The 16,250-nt window shown below is 71.1% G+C and carries 17 protein-coding genes; 11 read left to right on the plus strand and 6 right to left on the minus strand.

The features are described from left to right. Positions 1-3: 3 nt before the first annotated feature. The 6 genes from QFZ75_RS25840 to QFZ75_RS25865 all read left to right on the plus strand — a co-directional run bounded on the left by QFZ75_RS25840 (position 4) and on the right by QFZ75_RS25865 (position 6,738). The gene (locus QFZ75_RS25840) at positions 4-996 is read left to right on the plus strand and encodes an adenosine deaminase (protein ID WP_307540568.1); all 993 of its coding nucleotides are present in this window, start codon (positions 4-6) and stop codon (positions 994-996) included. Positions 997-1,133: 137 nt separating this feature from the next. Then, the gene (locus tag QFZ75_RS25845) at positions 1,134-2,243 is read left to right on the plus strand and encodes a carbohydrate kinase family protein (RefSeq protein ID WP_307540570.1); all 1,110 of its coding nucleotides are present in this window, start codon (positions 1,134-1,136) and stop codon (positions 2,241-2,243) included. Between the two features lie 183 nt (positions 2,244-2,426). After that, positions 2,427-4,565 (plus strand): PhoH family protein, encoded by a 2,139-nt coding sequence (locus tag QFZ75_RS25850; RefSeq protein WP_307540571.1) that lies wholly within the window; start codon positions 2,427-2,429, stop codon positions 4,563-4,565. Positions 4,566-4,577: 12 nt separating this feature from the next. After that, complete coding sequence (gene ybeY / locus QFZ75_RS25855) at positions 4,578-5,075, plus strand: rRNA maturation RNase YbeY (RefSeq protein WP_221352600.1); 498 nt, start codon at positions 4,578-4,580, stop codon at positions 5,073-5,075. Next, on the plus strand, positions 5,072-6,382 hold the full coding sequence (locus QFZ75_RS25860; RefSeq protein ID WP_307540574.1) for a hemolysin family protein: 1,311 nt from the start codon (positions 5,072-5,074) through the stop codon (positions 6,380-6,382). Before ybeY ends, QFZ75_RS25860 begins: the two co-directional genes overlap by 4 nt. After that, positions 6,379-6,738: an MmcQ/YjbR family DNA-binding protein gene (locus QFZ75_RS25865; protein WP_307540576.1), complete on the plus strand. Its 360-nt coding sequence runs from the start codon at positions 6,379-6,381 to the stop codon at positions 6,736-6,738. The genes QFZ75_RS25860 and QFZ75_RS25865 overlap by 4 nt, the downstream gene beginning before the upstream one ends. Before the next feature lie 23 nt (positions 6,739-6,761). On the opposite strand, the gene QFZ75_RS25870 is transcribed toward QFZ75_RS25865, so the two are convergent. Together QFZ75_RS25870 and QFZ75_RS25875 are read right to left on the minus strand one after the other, a co-directional pair. Continuing rightward, positions 6,762-7,136, minus strand: coding sequence for a hypothetical protein (locus QFZ75_RS25870; protein WP_307540579.1), 375 nt, complete (start codon positions 7,134-7,136; stop codon positions 6,762-6,764). A 227-nt stretch (positions 7,137-7,363) separates the two neighbouring features. Next, positions 7,364-7,540 (minus strand): hypothetical protein, encoded by a 177-nt coding sequence (locus tag QFZ75_RS25875; RefSeq protein WP_307540581.1) that lies wholly within the window; start codon positions 7,538-7,540, stop codon positions 7,364-7,366. A gap of 112 nt (positions 7,541-7,652) precedes the next feature. On the opposite strand from QFZ75_RS25875, the gene QFZ75_RS25880 reads away from it, so the two are divergent. Further along, positions 7,653-8,006 (plus strand): cytidine deaminase, encoded by a 354-nt coding sequence (locus tag QFZ75_RS25880; RefSeq protein WP_307540583.1) that lies wholly within the window; start codon positions 7,653-7,655, stop codon positions 8,004-8,006. Between the two features lie 190 nt (positions 8,007-8,196). Then, positions 8,197-8,667, plus strand: a complete 471-nt coding sequence (locus tag QFZ75_RS25885; RefSeq protein WP_307540584.1) for a hypothetical protein — start codon at positions 8,197-8,199, stop codon at positions 8,665-8,667. Between the two features lie 25 nt (positions 8,668-8,692). Here QFZ75_RS25885 and QFZ75_RS25890 read toward each other — a convergent pair whose 3' ends face one another. Further along, entirely contained in the window at positions 8,693-9,031 is a 339-nt protein-coding gene (locus tag QFZ75_RS25890) for a P-II family nitrogen regulator (RefSeq protein ID WP_307540586.1), read from the minus strand. A 236-nt stretch (positions 9,032-9,267) separates the two neighbouring features. Here QFZ75_RS25890 and era point away from each other — a divergent pair, with 236 nt between their 5' ends. Further along, the gene (gene era, locus QFZ75_RS25895; RefSeq protein ID WP_307540587.1) at positions 9,268-10,248 is read left to right on the plus strand and encodes a GTPase Era; all 981 of its coding nucleotides are present in this window, start codon (positions 9,268-9,270) and stop codon (positions 10,246-10,248) included. Positions 10,249-10,375: 127 nt separating this feature from the next. Here era and QFZ75_RS25900 read toward each other — a convergent pair whose 3' ends face one another. The 3 genes from QFZ75_RS25900 to QFZ75_RS25910 all read right to left on the minus strand — a co-directional run bounded on the left by QFZ75_RS25900 (position 10,376) and on the right by QFZ75_RS25910 (position 13,187). Next, positions 10,376-11,707, minus strand: coding sequence for a GH1 family beta-glucosidase (locus tag QFZ75_RS25900; protein WP_307540589.1), 1,332 nt, complete (start codon positions 11,705-11,707; stop codon positions 10,376-10,378). A 109-nt stretch (positions 11,708-11,816) separates the two neighbouring features. Then, a complete protein-coding gene (locus QFZ75_RS25905) occupies positions 11,817-12,083 on the minus strand; it encodes a protealysin inhibitor emfourin (RefSeq protein WP_307540591.1) in 267 nt (88 codons plus the stop codon). 33 nt (positions 12,084-12,116) lie between these two features. Continuing rightward, positions 12,117-13,187 (minus strand): M4 family metallopeptidase, encoded by a 1,071-nt coding sequence (locus QFZ75_RS25910; protein ID WP_307540593.1) that lies wholly within the window; start codon positions 13,185-13,187, stop codon positions 12,117-12,119. 370 nt (positions 13,188-13,557) lie between these two features. On the opposite strand from QFZ75_RS25910, the gene leuA reads away from it, so the two are divergent. Further along, positions 13,558-15,279: a 2-isopropylmalate synthase gene (leuA, locus tag QFZ75_RS25915; protein WP_307540595.1), complete on the plus strand. Its 1,722-nt coding sequence runs from the start codon at positions 13,558-13,560 to the stop codon at positions 15,277-15,279. A gap of 173 nt (positions 15,280-15,452) precedes the next feature. Beyond that, the gene (locus tag QFZ75_RS25920; RefSeq protein ID WP_307540596.1) at positions 15,453-16,169 is read left to right on the plus strand and encodes a TerB family tellurite resistance protein; all 717 of its coding nucleotides are present in this window, start codon (positions 15,453-15,455) and stop codon (positions 16,167-16,169) included. The last annotated feature ends 81 nt before the right edge of the window (positions 16,170-16,250 follow it).

A 16,250-nucleotide genomic window follows, 5' to 3' on the forward strand; every position in this document is an offset into this window, starting at 1 on the left:
CTGATGCCCCTCCCCAAAGCTGAACTGCACCTGCATATCGAAGGCACCCTGGAGCCCGAGCTGGCGTTCGCGCTGGCCGACCGCAACGGCGTCGCGCTGCCGTACGCCGACACGGACGAGCTCCGCAAGGCGTACGAGTTCTCCGATCTGCAGTCGTTCCTGGACCTGTACTACGGGCTGATGGCCGTGCTGCGGACCGAGGACGACTTCGCGGACCTCACCGACGCGTACCTCGCGCGCGCCGCGGCCCAGGGCGTGCGGCACGCGGAGATCTTCTTCGACCCGCAGGCGCACCTCGCGCGGGGCGTGGGCATGGAGACCGTGATGGAGGGGCTCGGGCGGGCGCTGGACCGCAGCGAGGCCGCGCACGGCGTCTCCACCCGGCTGATCATGTGCTTCCTGCGGGACGAGTCCGCCGCGTCCGCGCAGGAGACCCTGGAGGCCGCGAAGCCGTACCTCGACCGGATAACCGGCGTGGGACTCGACTCCGCCGAGGTGGGGCACCCGCCGGCGAAGTTCCGCGAGGTGTACGAGGCCGCCGCCGCGCTCGGCCTGCGCCGGGTCGCGCACGCGGGCGAGGAGGGGCCGCCCGCCTACATCACCGAGGCGCTCGACGTGCTCGGGGCCGAGCGGATCGACCACGGGCTGCGCTGCCTGGAGGACCCGGAGCTGGTGGCCCGCCTGGTGCGGGACCGGGTGCCGCTGACGCTGTGCCCGCTGTCCAACGTGCGGCTGCGGGCCGTCGACCTCCTGGCGGACCACCCGCTGCCCGCGATGCTCGACGCGGGACTGCTGTGCACCGTCAACTCCGACGACCCCGCCTACTTCGGCGGATACGCCGAGGACAACTTCGACGCCGTGCGCACGGCGCTGGGGCTGTCCCCGGAGCGGCTGCGCGAGCTCGCGCGCAACTCGTTCGCCGCGTCGTTCCTCGACGACGACGAGGAACGGCGGAGCCGGTACCTCGCCGAGGTGGAGGCGTACGAGTTCCCGTGACCCCTCCGGGGGCGCGGGGAACCGCGCGAACGGCCACGACGGACCCGCACCTTCCCCCCCGGCGTGTCGCCTTCGGAGCCCCGGCGGAGCGGGTGGTGCACACTGGCCTGAATCCGCACCACCCATGGGAGCCCACCGTGACCGCGTCCGACGGGAAGGGACCGTACCGACAGGCCCAGTTCGACCCGCTCGCCGAACTGCGCCGCTGCGACGACCCGCCCTGGGACGTCTACCTCACCGGCACCGTCTTCCTCGACATCATCTTCACCGGACTCGACTCCGCGCCCGTGCGCGGCACCGAGTCCTGGGCCCGCGGCATGGGCTCCAGCCCCGGCGGCGTCGCCAACATGGCGACCGCCCTGGCCCGCCTCGGCCTCAGGACGTCCCTGGCGGCGGCCTTCGGGGACGACCACTACGGGGAGTACTGCTGGGACGCCCTGGAGCAGGGCGAGCACATCGACCTCTCCGCGTCCCGCACCGCGCCCGGCTGGCACTCCCCGGTGACCGTCTCGATGGCGTACGAGGGCGAACGCACCATGGTCAGCCACGGCCACGAGCCGCCCCCGGAGGAGCCCGCCCCCGACTGCTCACCCCGTGCGCGGGCGGCCGTCGCCTCGCTGACGCCCGGCACGAGCGCGCACTGGATCGCCGGCGCCGCGGCCCGCGGCACCCGGATCTTCGCCGACGTCGGCTGGGACGACACGGGACGCTGGGACCTCGCCGGGCTGCCCGACCTGCGGCACTGCGAGGCGTTCCTGCCGAACGCGGAGGAGGCCATGCGGTACACCGGCGCCGCCAGTCCCCGCGCGGCGGCGCACGCCCTCACCGAGTACGTGCCGCTGGCCGTCGTCACGCTGGGTGCCGAAGGCGCGTACGCCGTGGACCGCCGGACCGGCGAGACCGCGGAGGTTCCGGCCATCGAGGTGGAGGCCATGGACCCGACCGGCGCCGGGGACGTCTTCGTCGCCGGGTTCGTCACGGGCACGCTGGCCGGCTGGCCGCTCGCCGACCGCCTCGCCTTCGCCGGCCTCACCGCGGCCCTCTCGGTCCAGGAGTTCGGCGGGTCGCTCTCCGCGCCCGGCTGGTCGGAGATCGCCGCCTGGTGGCGCCGCGTGCAGTCCTACGACGACCAGGACCCCGCCGCGCTCGGCCGGTACGCCTTCCTGGAACCGCTGCTCCCGGAGACCGCCCGGACGTGGCCCCTGCGACGGGCCGTACCGACGATCGGGTTCCGCGCGCCGGTGTGAGGAGCGCGGGGCCGTGGCCGCGGTCACGGTGACGCAGGGGGCCAGGTGACGCACGGGACCACAGGTACGACGGAAAAGTCCTACGGTCTTGTCGGCGCCCCGTCGTACTCTTGGAGGCACAAAGCTGCCGTACCGGCAAGCGTGCCTCACCGAGGGAGATGAGCAGGCCTACAGAGCCGGCCCATGACGCAGACACCCACAGCTCACAACCCCGCGCAGGGGCAGTCACGAGCACAGTTCACCGTTCCCCCCACCCACCCGATGGTGACCGTGCTGGGATCCGGGGACGCCCTGCTGCGCGTGATCGAGAAGGCCTTCCCGGGGACCGACATCCATGTCCGGGGCAATGAGATCAGCGCCGTAGGCGACGCCCGTCAGGTGGCCCTCGTCCAACGCCTGTTCGACGAGATGATCCTGGTGCTCCGCACCGGACAGCCGATGACGGAGGACGCGGTGGAACGATCGATCGCGATGCTGCGGGCGAGCGAGAACGGGGAGGGTGACGGCCCGGAGACCCCGGCCGAGGTCCTCACCCAGAACATCCTGTCCTCGCGGGGCCGCACCATCCGCCCCAAGACGCTCAACCAGAAGCGGTACGTCGACGCCATCGACAAGCACACCATCGTCTTCGGCATCGGCCCCGCCGGTACGGGCAAGACCTACCTCGCCATGGCCAAGGCCGTGCAGGCCCTGCAGTCCAAGCAGGTCAGCCGCATCATCCTGACCCGCCCCGCGGTGGAGGCCGGAGAGCGGCTCGGCTTCCTGCCCGGCACGCTCTTCGACAAGATCGACCCCTACCTGCGCCCGCTGTACGACGCGCTGCACGACATGCTCGACCCGGACTCGATCCCCCGGCTGATGGCGGCGGGCACGATCGAGGTCGCACCACTGGCGTACATGCGCGGCCGCGCGCAGCCGCTCTTCACCAATGTTCTGACGCCGGACGGCTGGCGCCCCATCGGTGACCTTGCGGTCGGTGACCTGGTCATCGGCTCGAACGGCGAGCCGACCCCCGTGCTGGGCGTCTACCCGCAGGGCGAGAAGGACATCTACCGCGTCACCGCCCAGGACGGCTCCTGGACCTTGTGCTGCGGCGAGCACCTGTGGACCGTCCGGACCGCATCGGACAAGCGCCGCGACAAGCCGTGGCGGGTGCTGGAGACGAAGGAGATGATCGGCAACCTTCGCGCTGCGCACGCCCGGCGGTACGAGTTGCCCATGCTCACCGGTCCGGTCTCCCTGCCCGAGCGCGAGATCCCCATGGATCCGTACGCTTTGGGGCTTCTTCTCGGCGACGGTTGCCTGACGGGCTCCACCACGCCCTCCTTCGCGACGGAGGACCCGGAACTGGCCGAGGCACTGGAAGCCGCGCTTCCAGGGGTCGTACTACGCCACCGCGGCGGACCCGACTACGTCCTCAACCGGATCAAGAGCCCCGGCGACGTGGTCACTCTCGAGAATCCGGTCACCCGGATCCTGCGCGAGCTGGATCTGCTGCGGAGCCGTTCGCACTCCAAGTTCGTCCCCGACGACTACCTGAACAACTCCGCCGAAGTGCGACTGGCAGTCCTTCAAGGCCTGCTCGATTCGGACGGTGGCCCCGTCACCCAGACGGACCGCACGTGCCGGATCCAGTACTCGACGACATCGATCCTGCTCCGTGACGACGTCATCGCTCTGGTGCAGTCGTTGGGTGGTGTGGCCTATACCCGCCGTCGTGCCGCTGAGGGGCGCAAGCCCGGCAGGGCCAGGGACCGTGACGTCAACCACAACCGTGACGCCCACGTCGTCGACATCCGCCTCCCCGAAGGCATCGAGCCCTTCCGCCTTGCCCGCAAACGTGACAAGTACCTGGCGGCCGGAGGCGGCGGACGCCCGATGCGCTTCATCGACAGCATCGAACCCGCGGGCCGTGAGGAAGCGGTCTGCATCCAGGTCGCGGCGGAGGACTCGTTGTACGTGACGCAGGACTACCTGCTCACGCACAACACGCTCAACGACGCCTTCATCATCCTGGACGAGGCGCAGAACACCAGCGCCGAGCAGATGAAGATGTTCCTCACCCGGCTCGGCTTCGATTCGAAGATCGTGGTCACGGGTGACGTGACGCAGGTCGACCTGCCGAGCGGCACGAAGTCCGGTCTGCGGCAGGTCCAGGACATCCTGGAGGGCCTCGACGACGTCCACTTCTCGCGGCTCACGACCCAGGACGTCGTACGGCACAAGCTGGTCGGCCGTATCGTCGACGCGTACGAGAAGTACGACAGTGAGAACGGCACGGAGAACGGCACCCACAAGGGCGCCCGTACCAAACGGAAGTAGACCAGCGCGACCATGTCGATCGACGTCAACAACGAGTCCGGAACCGAGGTCGACGAGCAGGCGATCCTCGACATCGCCCGCTACGCCCTCGCGAGGATGCGCATCCACCCGCTCTCCGAGCTCTCGGTGATCGTCGTGGACACCGACGCCATGGAGCAGCTGCACATCCAGTGGATGGACCTGCCGGGCCCCACCGATGTCATGTCGTTCCCGATGGACGAGCTGCGGCCGCCCACCAAGGACGACGACGAGCCGCCGCAGGGGCTGCTCGGCGACATCGTGCTGTGCCCGGAGGTCGCCGAACAGCAGGGCAAGGACGCCGAGACGCAGCACTCCATGGACGAGGAGCTCCAGCTCCTCACCGTCCACGGAGTGCTGCACCTGCTCGGCTACGACCACGAGGAAGCCGACGAGAAGGCCGAGATGTTCGGTCTGCAGGCGGCCATCGTGGACGGCTGGCGTGCGGAGAAGGGCCTCACCGGTCCCTCCCCGGCCCCGACCGTCTCATGAGCCCGCAACTGGTCCTGGGCGCCATCGCCCTCGTCGTGGTCGCCTGGCTCGCCGCCTGCGCGGAGGCCGGCCTCGCCCGCGTCTCCAGCTTCCGCGCCGAGGAGGCGGTCAGGTCCGGCCGCCGCGGCAGCGCCAAGCTCGCCCAGGTGGCCGCCGACCCGACCCGCTACCTGAACGTGGCGCTGCTGGTGCGCATCACCTGCGAGATGGCGGCCGCCGCCCTCGTCACGTACGCGTGCCTGAAGGAGTTCACCGAGACCTGGCAGGCGCTGGCCGCCGCCATCGGCGTGATGGTCCTCGTCTCGTACGTCGCGGTCGGCGTCTCGCCGCGCACCATCGGCCGCCAGCACCCCCTGAACACGGCCACGGCGGCGGCGTACGTGCTGCTGCCGCTCGCCAGGATCATGGGGCCGGTCCCGCCGCTGCTCATCCTCATCGGCAACGCGCTCACGCCCGGCAAGGGCTTCCGGCGCGGCCCGTTCGCCTCCGAGGCCGAGCTGCGCGCGATGGTCGACCTCGCCGAGAAGGAGTCGCTCATCGAGGACGAGGAGCGCCGCATGGTGCACTCCGTCTTCGAGCTGGGCGACACGCTGGTGCGCGAGGTCATGGTCCCGCGGACGGACCTGGTGGTCATCGAGCGGTTCAAGACCATCCGGCAGGCGCTCACCCTGGCCCTGCGGTCCGGTTTCTCGCGCGTTCCGGTCACCGGGGAGAGCGAGGACGACGTCGTCGGCATCGTGTACCTGAAGGACCTGGCGCGCAAGACCCACATCAGCCGGGACGCGGAGAGCGAGCTGGTGTCCACGGCGATGCGGCCCGCCGCCTTCGTCCCGGACACGAAGAACGCCGGTGACCTGCTGCGCGAGATGCAGCAGGACCGCAACCACGTCGCCGTCGTCATCGACGAGTACGGCGGCACGGCCGGCATCGTCACCATCGAGGACATCCTGGAGGAGATCGTCGGCGAGATCACCGACGAGTACGACCGGGAGCTGCCGCCCGTGGAGGACCTGGGCGAGGACCGCTACCGGGTGACCGCCCGGCTCGACATCGGTGACCTCGGCGAGCTGTACGGCTTCGAGGCGTACGACGACGAGGACGTCGAGACGGTCGGCGGACTGCTCGCCAAGGCGCTCGGCCGCGTGCCCATCGCGGGCGCCTCCTCGGTGGTCGAACTGCCCGACGGACGCGAGCTGCGGCTGACGGCCGAGGCGTCGGCCGGCCGCCGCAACAAGATCGTCACAGTGCTGGTCGAGCCCGTCGAGGCCGTCGCGCCGGCCGACTCCGAGGAGGGGGAACCGGAGTGACCCCGCAGGAGCTGCGCACGCTGTGCCTGTCCTTCGATGCCGCCGTGGAGGAGTTCCCCTTCACCCCGGAGACCTCGGTCTTCAAGGTGCTGGGGAAGATGTTCGCGCTCAGCTCCCTGGAGACCAGGCCCCTCAAGGTCAACCTGAAGTGCGACCCCGAGGACGCGGTGCGGCTGCGCGGTGAGCACGAGGGCCTGATCGCGCCCGGCTGGCACATGAACAAGCGCCACTGGAACACGGTGACGGCCGACGGCGCACTCCCGGACCGGCTGGTCCGGGAGCTCGTCGAGGACTCGTACGACCTGGTGGTGGCCAAACTGCCGAGGGCCGAGCGGCTGCGGCTCGACCGCGCCTGAGGCCCGGTGCTCACCCGGTCACGTCACCGGGTGAGCACGTACACGCTCGCTCCCGCCGTGCCCGCGACCGCGAGGAGGAGCGAGGCGCACAGGGCGTGCCACTTCAGCAGGGTCACGCGCAGCGCGGCGTAGCGGGACTCGTACTCCCCCCTCAGCCGGTGGGCCCTGTCCGCGGTCCGCCGCAGGGCCTGTCCGGTCAGCCCGAGCCGCTGGTCGACGTAGTGCCGCGCCACGTCCTCGGCCTGGGCCGTGGTGAGCCAGGGCAGCCTGGAGCACAGCGCCGCGGCCTCCCGCCGCGCCTGGTCCCGTTCGGCCTCCAGGAGCAGATAGCCCTCGATCTCGCCGGCCAGCCCGGCGCCCGGCCGGTCCGGCGGACCGGGGGGACCCTGCGGGATCACCGCGATGCGCCGTCGTGGCCGTCGCCCTCGACCGGCATCGCCGTCACCGGCGTCGTGTCAGCAGTCATCGGGTTCCCTGATCTGTCGGAGTGCCGCGTACAGCTGCCAGGGTTCCGCACACACCGGGACATCGCGCGGTGACGCGCTGTGAGGAGGGGGACGGAACGTGCGGACGGTGGGGCGAGGGGGTGGAGGGGCAGCGGGACGGCGTCCGGTGGTCTGCGCAGTCAGTCCGGTGCGTCCGCCGTGTCGGCAGGCTGCTCCCCGTCGGCTGCGTCGGTCCCGTCGTCGGTGCTCGTTCCGTCCTGCCGGCGCTCGGCCCTTTCCTCCTCCGGTGTCACGTCCTTCTCGCCGGTCACCTGTTCCAGCGGGTGGGACAGGTCGTCGTCGTGCGTCCCGGACATGTCGGCTCCTTTCGTGGACTGCCTGCCGAGTCCCCCTGTACGGGAGACGTACGCGTCGGCGGCGGGGTGTACCGCGGCGCGGGGGGCCGGTGGGGCTTCGTATGCTCTGGGCATGACCGACAGCAGCGCGCTCGACCCCGAGGACCGCAAGATCGTCACCCTGGCCCGCGCGGCCCGGGCGCGTAACGGAGTGCCCGAGGGGGCGGCCGTACGGGACGACAACGGCCGTACGTATGTGGCGGGCACCGTCGCCCTGCCGTCGCTGCGGCTCAGCGCGCTGCGTACCGCGGTGGCCATGGCGGTGGCCTCCGGGGCGGCGGGGCTGGAGGCGGCGGCGGTGGTGGGCGAGGGGGAGTCCCTCGCGGAGGACGACCTCGCGGCGGTACGGGATCTCGGCGGGGCCGCGACGCCGGTGCTGCTCGCGGGCGTGGACGGTGCGGTGCGGTCCGTGGTGACCGCGGGCTGAACGGTTCCGTCCGCGGTTCCCTCCGAGGGCGGGCGGTGGCGACGGGCGAGAACCCGCCTACCGGAAGAATCACCCCCGCTTCTCTTGCAATCCCTGCCCCCTCGCGCATCAATGGACGCCAGTTCTCCCGACGGGCCGTCAGATTCGGCCGTCCCCATACGGCAACTCCCGTACCAGGGAAGGGAATCCAATGATCCGCAAGCGAACGGCAATCAGCGCGGCGTTGGCCGCCGGCACCCTCGCCGCAGGCATCGCACTCGCTCCGGGAGCCGCGGCCGTCGTCCCCCAGGACGCCACCATCGTCGCCGACTGCGGTGTCTACGGCGGCGGTACGGCCACCCTCACGGCCACCCAGGACGGCACCGCCGCGACCGTCCGCGTCGCCTCGTCGATCACCGCCCCGCTCGCCCTCGCCGAGGACTCGATCGCCTCCACCCTCACCCTGGTGAAGGCGGACGGCGGGACGACCGCCTTCACGGGCACCGAGAACCCCGCGATGGCCGCGGGCGACAGCGTCACGGTCGGCCCGCTGGACGGCACCGTCGCGGCCGGCGACAGCCTGGAGGCCTTCGGCGGCTCCCTGCAGATGGTGATCTTCGGGATCACCGTGACGTGCACGGCGCAGGGACCGCAGTCACCGGGCCCGTTCGTGTTCGAGTGACCGCCGGGTCCGGGCCGGGCCCGGGTCAGAGGGCGTCGGGGCCGCGCTCACCGGTCCGTACCCGGACCACCGTCTCCACCGGCACGGTCCACACCTTCCCGTCGCCGATCTTCCCCGTCCGCGCGGCCCGCACGATCGCCTCGGTGACGGATTCGGCGTCCGCGTCCCCGACGACGACCTCGATACGGACCTTCGGTACGAGGTCGACCTGGTACTCGGCGCCCCGGTACACCTCGGTGTGGCCGCGCTGGCGCCCGTAACCGCTGGCCTCGGTGACGGTCAGCCCGTGCACACCGATCTCCCGCAGTACGGTCTTGACCTCGTCGAGGCGGTGCGGCTTGACGATCGCGGTGATGAGCTTCATGCCCGGGACCTGGCCTTCTGCGCGGTGGGGACGACGGACTGCGCAGCGGGGAAGCAGGGCGACGGACTGCGCGGCGGGGACGACGCAGGTGATCGTAGGCGGTCGCGGCGTGCGGCGTAAGGTGCGGGCCGGACCCCGCCGCACGGTTCCCCGCGCCCCCGGCGGGGCGCCCCGCCGGGGGTACGGAACGGCGGAGGCCGAATCCTGGTACGGCAGGGGCTCGACGATCAGGGACAATGGGCGCCATGAGCGTTCGTACCCAGTCACCCGAGCCGCCGGAATCCTCGGAATCATCCTCGGGGGCACCCCACCGCGCCGGCTTCGCCTGCTTCGTGGGCCGCCCCAACGCGGGCAAGTCCACCCTCACGAATGCTCTGGTCGGCCAGAAGGTGGCGATCACCGCGAACCAGCCGCAGACCACGCGGCACACGGTGCGCGGCATCGTGCACCGGGCCGACGCCCAACTGATCCTGGTGGACACCCCGGGGCTGCACAAACCGCGCACGCTCCTCGGCGAGCGGCTCAACGACGTCGTCCGCACGACGTGGGCCGAGGTCGACGTGATCGGTTTCTGCCTGCCCGCGAACGAGAAGCTCGGTCCCGGCGACCGCTTCATCGCGAAGGAACTGGCGTCCATCAAGAAGACGCCGAAGATCGCGATCGTCACGAAGACCGACCTGGTGGACAGCAAGACGCTCGCCGAGCAGCTCATCGCCATCGACCAGCTCGGCAAGGAGCTCGGCTTCGAGTGGGCCGAGATCGTGCCCGTGTCGGCGGTCGCCGACGAGCAGGTGGACCTGCTGGCGGACCTGCTCGTGCCGCTCATCCCCGAGGGCCCGGCCCTCTACCCCGAGGGCGACCTCACGGACGAGCCCGAGCAGGTCATGGTGGCCGAGCTGATCCGGGAGGCCGCGCTGGAGGGCGTGCGGGACGAGCTGCCGCACTCCATCGCCGTCGTCGTCGAGGAGATGCTGCCGCGCGAGGACCGGCCCGCGGACCGGCCGCTGCTCGACATCCACGCCTTCGTCTACATCGAGCGGCCCAGCCAGAAGGGCATCGTCATCGGCCCCAAGGGCAAGCGGCTGAAGGAGGTCGGGATCAAGTCGCGCAAGCAGATCGAGGCGCTGCTGGGGACTCCGGTCTTCCTGGACCTGCATGTGAAGGTGGCGAAGGACTGGCAGCGGGACCCCCGCCAGCTGCGCAAGCTCGGTTTCTGAGGGTGCCCTTGAGGGTGTCCCTGAGGGTGCCTCTGGGGGCTGTGCCCTCAGACCCCCCTGTCGCGCTGCGCGTTCCCGCGCGGTTCCCCGCGCCCCTGACAGGGGCGCGGAGAACCCTTCGCCGTCGTCACCGCTGAGCTCGCAGCACGTCCCGCAGCCAGTGGTAGGACGCCTTCGGGGTCCGTTCCAGTGTCCCGAAGTCGACGTGCACCAGGCCGAAGCGGCGTGCGTACCCCTCGGCCCACTCGAAGTTGTCGAGGAGCGACCACACGAAGTACCCGCGGACATCCACGCCCTGCTCCGACGCCCGGTGCAGGGCCCGCAGGTGCCCGTCCAGGTACGTGATCCGGTCCTGGTCGTCCAGTCCCTCGTACGAGCAGCCGTTCTCCGTGATCACGACGGGCGGGAGCCGGTCGCCGTACCGTCCGCGGAAGTCCACCAGCAGTTCGGTGAGGGCCTCCGGCACCACCGGCCAGCCGAAGTCCGTGACCGGGTAGCCCGCTATCTCCCGTACGGAGAAAGGGAGTTCGGCGGGCATGGTCAGTCCGCCGAACTCGATCTGCGAACCCTGCGGCGCGCCCACCCTGGTCGGCGCGTAGTAGTTGATTCCGTACCAGTCGACCGGCTCCCCGATGATCTCCAGGTCGGCGGCGACCTCCTCGGGGCTGCCCGGCATCAGTTCGACGATGCCCTCCGGGTACCGCCCCAGCAGCACCGGGTCCGCGAACAGCCGGTTGAGGAGCAGGTCGTAGAAATCGGCCGCCTCCAGGTCCGCGGGGTCCTGGGAGGCGGGCCAGGTCGGGCCGTGCGAGTTGGCGATGCCGATGTCCCCGGCCCCGGCCGCGCGCAGCGCCCGTACGGCGAGGCCGTGGGCCAGCAGCTGGTGGTGGGCCACCGGCAGGGCGTCGAAGAGGAGCCGGCCGCCCGGTGCGTGCGCGCCCAGGGCGTGGCCCAGCAGGGTGTGCTCGGCGGGCTCGTTGAGGGTGATCCACTTGGTGACCCGGTCGCCGAGCCGGGCGGCCACCCGGGCCGCGTACTCGGCGAACCGCCCGGCCGTGTCCCGCCGCAGCCAGCCGCCCGCCTCCTGGAGCGCCAGGGGCAGGTCCCAGTGGAAGAGGGTCGGGACCGGGCGTACGTCCGCCGCGCACAGCTCGTCGACCAGCCGGTCGTAGAAGTCCAGGCCGCCGGGCGAGTCCACCCGGGGCCAGGAGACGGAGAAGCGGTACGCGTCCACGCCGAGGTCGTGCAGGAGCGCCACGTCCTCGGGATAGCGGTGGTAGTGGTCGCAGGCCACCTCGGCCGTCGAGCCGTCCTTCACCCGGCCGGGTTCGGCCGTGAAGGCGTCCCACACGGAAGGGGCCCGCCGGTCCGCCGCGCCCTCGATCTGGTGGGCCGAGGTGGAGACCCCCCAGAGGAAGCCGGGCGGGAACGGGGGAACGGGCGTCGCGTTCGTGGCCATGGGCGCGATCATGCGTACCGCCGGTGACGGAAGTCAACGGGGCCGTGGCCGCGTCCCTGACGGCCCCGCGCCCCTCCCGACGGTCTTCGCGCCTCTCCCGGCGGTCCCTCTACGCGCCCTCCTTCAGGACCCTCGTGATCAGTTTCCGCTGCTCCTCCGTCAGGTGCGGGTCCGTGCAGTAGGCCGTCCTTCCGTCGACCGTGATCTCGTAGCTGAAGCCGTCCGGGACGCCCATGGGGGGCGTGCCCCGGCCGGCGGCGACCGCCCGCTCGGCCAGGGCGTGCCATTCCTGGGCGTCGGGGCGGCCCGAGGTGTCGATCTCGGCGTGCCGCCCGATGCCCGCGAAGCCGCCTGTGCGGCTCACCTGAATACGCATGGGTCCTTGTCTAGTACGGAACCGGCGCTGCGGTCACCGGGTCGGCACCTTCACCTGTTCCCAGGCCTTCGTGACGGCCTGGAGTTCCTCGCCCTCGCCGTACGAGGTGCGGGCCTGCGCCAGGGTGAGCGCCGCGAAGTCCGTGAAACTCGCCTCCGAGCCCAGCTCGCCGCCGGTCAGCACGTCGTACCAGATCTGCCCGGCCCGCTCCCAGGCGTGCCCGGCGAGCGCGCTCGCGGCCAGGTAGAAGGCGTGGTTGGGGATGCCGGAGTTGATGTGCACGCCGCCGTTGTCGCGGCCGGTGCGGACGTAGTCGTCCATCGTTGCGGGCTGCGGGTCCTTGCCGAGCACGTCGTCGTCGTACGCCGTCCCGGGGGCCTTCATCGACCGCAGGGCCGTGCCCGTGACGCTCGGGGCGAGCAGGCCCGCGCCGATCAGCCAGTCGGCGTCGGCGGCGGTCTGGCCCAGCGTGTACTGCTTGATGAGCGAGCCGAAGACGTCCGAGAAGTGCTCGTTGAGAGCGCCCGGCTGGCCGAAGTAGGTGAGGTTCGCCGTGTACTGGGTGACGCCGTGCGCGAGTTCGTGGCCGATGACGTCGACCGGGATCGTGAAGTCGAGGAAGATCTCGCCGTCACCGTCGCCGAACACCATCTGCTCGCCGTTCCAGAAGGCGTTGTTGTAGTCCTCGCCGAAGTGGACGGTGGCGTTCAGCGGCAGGCCCTCGCCGTTGACCGAGTTGCGGTGGTACGTCTTCGAGAACAGGTCGAAGGTGGCGCCCAGGCCGGCGTACGCACGGTTGACGGTGGCGTCCTTGCCGGGCCTGTCGCCCTCGCCGCGGACCTTCCGGCCGGGGAGGTCCTGCTTGTGCCGTGCGTCGTGGATCGTGCGGGTGGGCCTGTCCTCGGCGGCGCCGGCGGGCGGGGCCAGGGCGGGGGCGCCCAGCACGGTGGTCAGCCGGCGGCTGGTGCGCTCGTAGGCGTCCTGCTGGAGGGTGCGGCGCGCCTTGGCGGCGATCGCCGGGTTCTGCGCCCGGGCCAGGGTGTCCAGGACGTGGGGCGGGACGATGGTGCAGAAGACGGGCTCGAAGCCCCCGTGTGTCGTCATGCCCGGCACCATCGCACTCCGTGATGCCACTGTCACTAGCGGCAACCATGATTGGTGAAATGATGGGATAAGGGGGGCGGTCGGGTCCGGTTTCCTGTACGGATGCGAGCTCGCCGTGACGGGTCGCGCCGTCCCGTGCGGGCGGGGGTGGCGTCCCGCATGGTGATACGCGGGCTCACCCGTGACGGGGGTCGGCTAGCATGCGGAGCATCATGCGTATCGGGCTGCTTCTCCTTAGCTGCCGCGGCGAGGGCCTGTAGTCGAGGCCGACCCCCTCCCCGCGGAGTTCGGCGTTGCGCCGTCGGCCGTCCCTCGGATCGAGAACCGACCGGTTCCGAGGATCAAGCGGACCAGAGGAGCCCCTCGCATCATGGTGAACCGACAGCAGCCCACCTCCATGCCGATCCACAAGTACCGCCCGTACGACCAGGTCGACATCCCCGACCGCACGTGGCCGGACAACCGGATCACCGTCGCCCCCCGCTGGCTCTCCACGGACCTGCGCGACGGCAACCAGGCACTGATCGACCCCATGTCGCCCGCGCGCAAGCGCGAGATGTTCGACCTGCTGGTCAAGATGGGCTACAAGGAGATCGAGGTCGGTTTCCCGGCCTCCGGCCAGACCGACTTCGACTTCGTTCGCTCGATCATCGAGGAAGAGGGCGCGATCCCGGACGACGTCACGATCTCCGTACTGACCCAGGCCCGCGAGGACCTGATCGAGCGGACCGTCGAGTCGCTGAAGGGCGCCAGGCGCGCCACGCTCCACCTGTACAACGCCACCGCGCCCGTCTTCCGCCGCGTGGTCTTCCGCGGCTCCAGGGACGACATCAAGCACATCGCCGTCGACGGCACCCGCCTGGTGGTCGAGTACGCGCGCAAGCTGCTGGGTCCCGAGACGGTCTTCGGCTACCAGTACAGCCCCGAGATCTTCACCGACACCGAGCTGGACTTCGCGCTGGAGGTCTGCGAGGCCGTCATGGACGTCTGGCAGCCCGGCCCGGACCGCGAGATCATCCTGAACCTGCCCGCCACCGTGGAGCGCTCGACCCCCTCCACGCACGCGGACCGCTTCGAGTGGATGTCGCGCAACCTGTCCCGCCGTGAGTACGTCTGCCTGTCCGTCCACCCGCACAACGACCGCGGTACGGCGGTCGCGGCCGCCGAGCTGGCGCTGATGGCCGGCGCCGACCGCGTCGAGGGCTGCCTGTTCGGCCAGGGCGAGCGCACCGGCAACGTCGACCTGGTCACCCTGGGCATGAACCTGTTCTCGCAGGGCGTCGACCCGCAGATCGACTTCTCGGAGATCGACGAGATCCGGCGCACCGCCGAGTACTGCAACCAGATGGAGGTCCACGCCCGCCACCCGTACGTCGGCGACCTCGTCTACACCTCCTTCTCCGGCTCCCACCAGGACGCCATCAAGAAGGGCTTCGACGCGATGGAGGCCGACGCGGCCGCCAAGGGCGTCACGGTCGACGACATCGAGTGGGCCGTCCCGTACCTGCCGATCGACCCCAAGGACGTCGGCCGCTCGTACGAGGCCGTCATCCGGGTCAACTCGCAGTCCGGCAAGGGCGGTATCGCGTACGTCCTGAAGAACGACCACAAGCTGGACCTGCCGCGCCGGATGCAGATCGAGTTCTCGAGGATCATCCAGGCGAAGACGGACGCCGAGGGCGGCGAGGTCACCCCGAAGGACATCTGGGCGGCCTTCCAGGACGAGTACCTGCCCAACCCGGGCAACCCCTGGGGCCGTGTCCAGGTCCGCAACGGCCAGTCCACGACGGACAAGGACGGTGTGGACACGCTCACCGTCGAGGCCGAGGTGGACGGCGTCGAGACCACCCTGGTCGGCACCGGCAACGGCCCGATCTCCGCGTTCTTCCACGCCCTGCAGGGCATCGGCGTCGACGCCCGGCTGCTGGACTACCAGGAGCACACGATGAGCGAGGGCGCCTCCGCGGTGGCCGCCTCGTACATCGAGGTCGCGATCGGCGACAAGGTGCTGTGGGGGATCGGCATCGACGCGAATACGACACGCGCGTCGCTGAAGGCGGTCGTCTCCGCCGTCAACCGCGCCACGCGATAGGGCTGTTCACCTGCGTTTCTCCGGTCCCGTCCGCCTCACCGGCGGGCGGGACCGCTGCGTCTATCCGGCCATGTCGGCGAGTGGCCCCGTACGGGGTACTGACTCCGCGTCCACAATGTGGCTAACATCACGCCAACGCGGCGATGTTGCCGTGGGGTTACGGAGGTGCGAACGTGCTGCCAGTATGGGGACGAAACGGCCGGTTTGTCCGCGTCGGCACGTTAGGCGTTTCCCGCATCCTCGGCATCAGGACGGCGTGGACCACCGTCGGCGACGGCGAGTTCTTCTGCCCGGGCTGCGGAGGCGACCGCAACTACCAGCGCCTCACCGGCCGCCGTCGCCTCACCTGCTTCGGCGTCCCGGTCGTGCCGCGCGGCGAGACGGGGCCCGTCGTGGAGTGCGCGGCCTGCGGCAGCCACTACAGCGCGGACGTCCTCGACCACCCGACCACCACCCGTTTCTCGGCGATGCTCCGGGACGCCGTCCACACCGTCGCCCTCGCCGTGCTCGCCGCCGGGGGGACGTGCGCGCGTACGTCGCTGGAGACGGCGGCGGGCGCGGTGCGCGCGGCCGGGTTCGACGACTGCACGGAGGAACAGCTCGCCGCGCTCGTGGAGGCGCTGGCCGCCGACACGGGGCGTCTCTTCGGCGACGGTGAGCCGTGCGGGCCCGGGCTGACGATAGAGCTGCACGAGGCGCTGGACCCGCTGGCGCCGCATCTCGCGCCCCCGGGGCGGGAGGCGATCCTGCTCCAGGGCGCGCGGATCGCCCTCGCGGACGGGCCGTACACACCGGCCGAGCGGGAGGCGCTCACGACGGTGGGCGCGGCGCTGACGATCTGCGCGGACGATGTGACGCGCCTGCTCACGGCGGCGCGCACGCCGTCCTGAACGCTGTGCCGTCCCGGCGGGGGCGGGCGGGCATGTGCGGGTCCGGCGGGGGCTGGTCGCGCAGTTCCCCCGCGCCCCTGA

The sequence above is a fragment of the Streptomyces sp. V3I8 genome (assembly GCF_030817535.1).
Taxonomy (GTDB): domain Bacteria; phylum Actinomycetota; class Actinomycetes; order Streptomycetales; family Streptomycetaceae; genus Streptomyces.

What these genes read in the sequence shown, in the direction of transcription:
- QFZ75_RS25840 (WP_307540568.1), top strand. Translation starts at nt 4, where the DNA reads ATGCCCCTCCCCAAAGCTGAACTGCACCTGCATATCGAAGGCACCCTG.
- QFZ75_RS25850 (WP_307540571.1), top strand. Translation starts at nt 2,427, where the DNA reads ATGACGCAGACACCCACAGCTCACAACCCCGCGCAGGGGCAGTCACGA.
- ybeY (WP_221352600.1), top strand. Translation starts at nt 4,578, where the DNA reads ATGTCGATCGACGTCAACAACGAGTCCGGAACCGAGGTCGACGAGCAG.
- QFZ75_RS25860 (WP_307540574.1), top strand. Translation starts at nt 5,072, where the DNA reads ATGAGCCCGCAACTGGTCCTGGGCGCCATCGCCCTCGTCGTGGTCGCC.
- QFZ75_RS25875 (WP_307540581.1), bottom strand. Translation starts at nt 7,540, where the DNA reads ATGTCCGGGACGCACGACGACGACCTGTCCCACCCGCTGGAACAGGTG.
- QFZ75_RS25880 (WP_307540583.1), top strand. Translation starts at nt 7,653, where the DNA reads ATGACCGACAGCAGCGCGCTCGACCCCGAGGACCGCAAGATCGTCACC.
- QFZ75_RS25885 (WP_307540584.1), top strand. Translation starts at nt 8,197, where the DNA reads ATGATCCGCAAGCGAACGGCAATCAGCGCGGCGTTGGCCGCCGGCACC.
- QFZ75_RS25890 (WP_307540586.1), bottom strand. Translation starts at nt 9,031, where the DNA reads ATGAAGCTCATCACCGCGATCGTCAAGCCGCACCGCCTCGACGAGGTC.
- era (WP_307540587.1), top strand. Translation starts at nt 9,268, where the DNA reads ATGGGCGCCATGAGCGTTCGTACCCAGTCACCCGAGCCGCCGGAATCC.
- QFZ75_RS25900 (WP_307540589.1), bottom strand. Translation starts at nt 11,707, where the DNA reads ATGGCCACGAACGCGACGCCCGTTCCCCCGTTCCCGCCCGGCTTCCTC.
- QFZ75_RS25905 (WP_307540591.1), bottom strand. Translation starts at nt 12,083, where the DNA reads ATGCGTATTCAGGTGAGCCGCACAGGCGGCTTCGCGGGCATCGGGCGG.
- QFZ75_RS25910 (WP_307540593.1), bottom strand. Translation starts at nt 13,187, where the DNA reads ATGACGACACACGGGGGCTTCGAGCCCGTCTTCTGCACCATCGTCCCG.
- leuA (WP_307540595.1), top strand. Translation starts at nt 13,558, where the DNA reads ATGGTGAACCGACAGCAGCCCACCTCCATGCCGATCCACAAGTACCGC.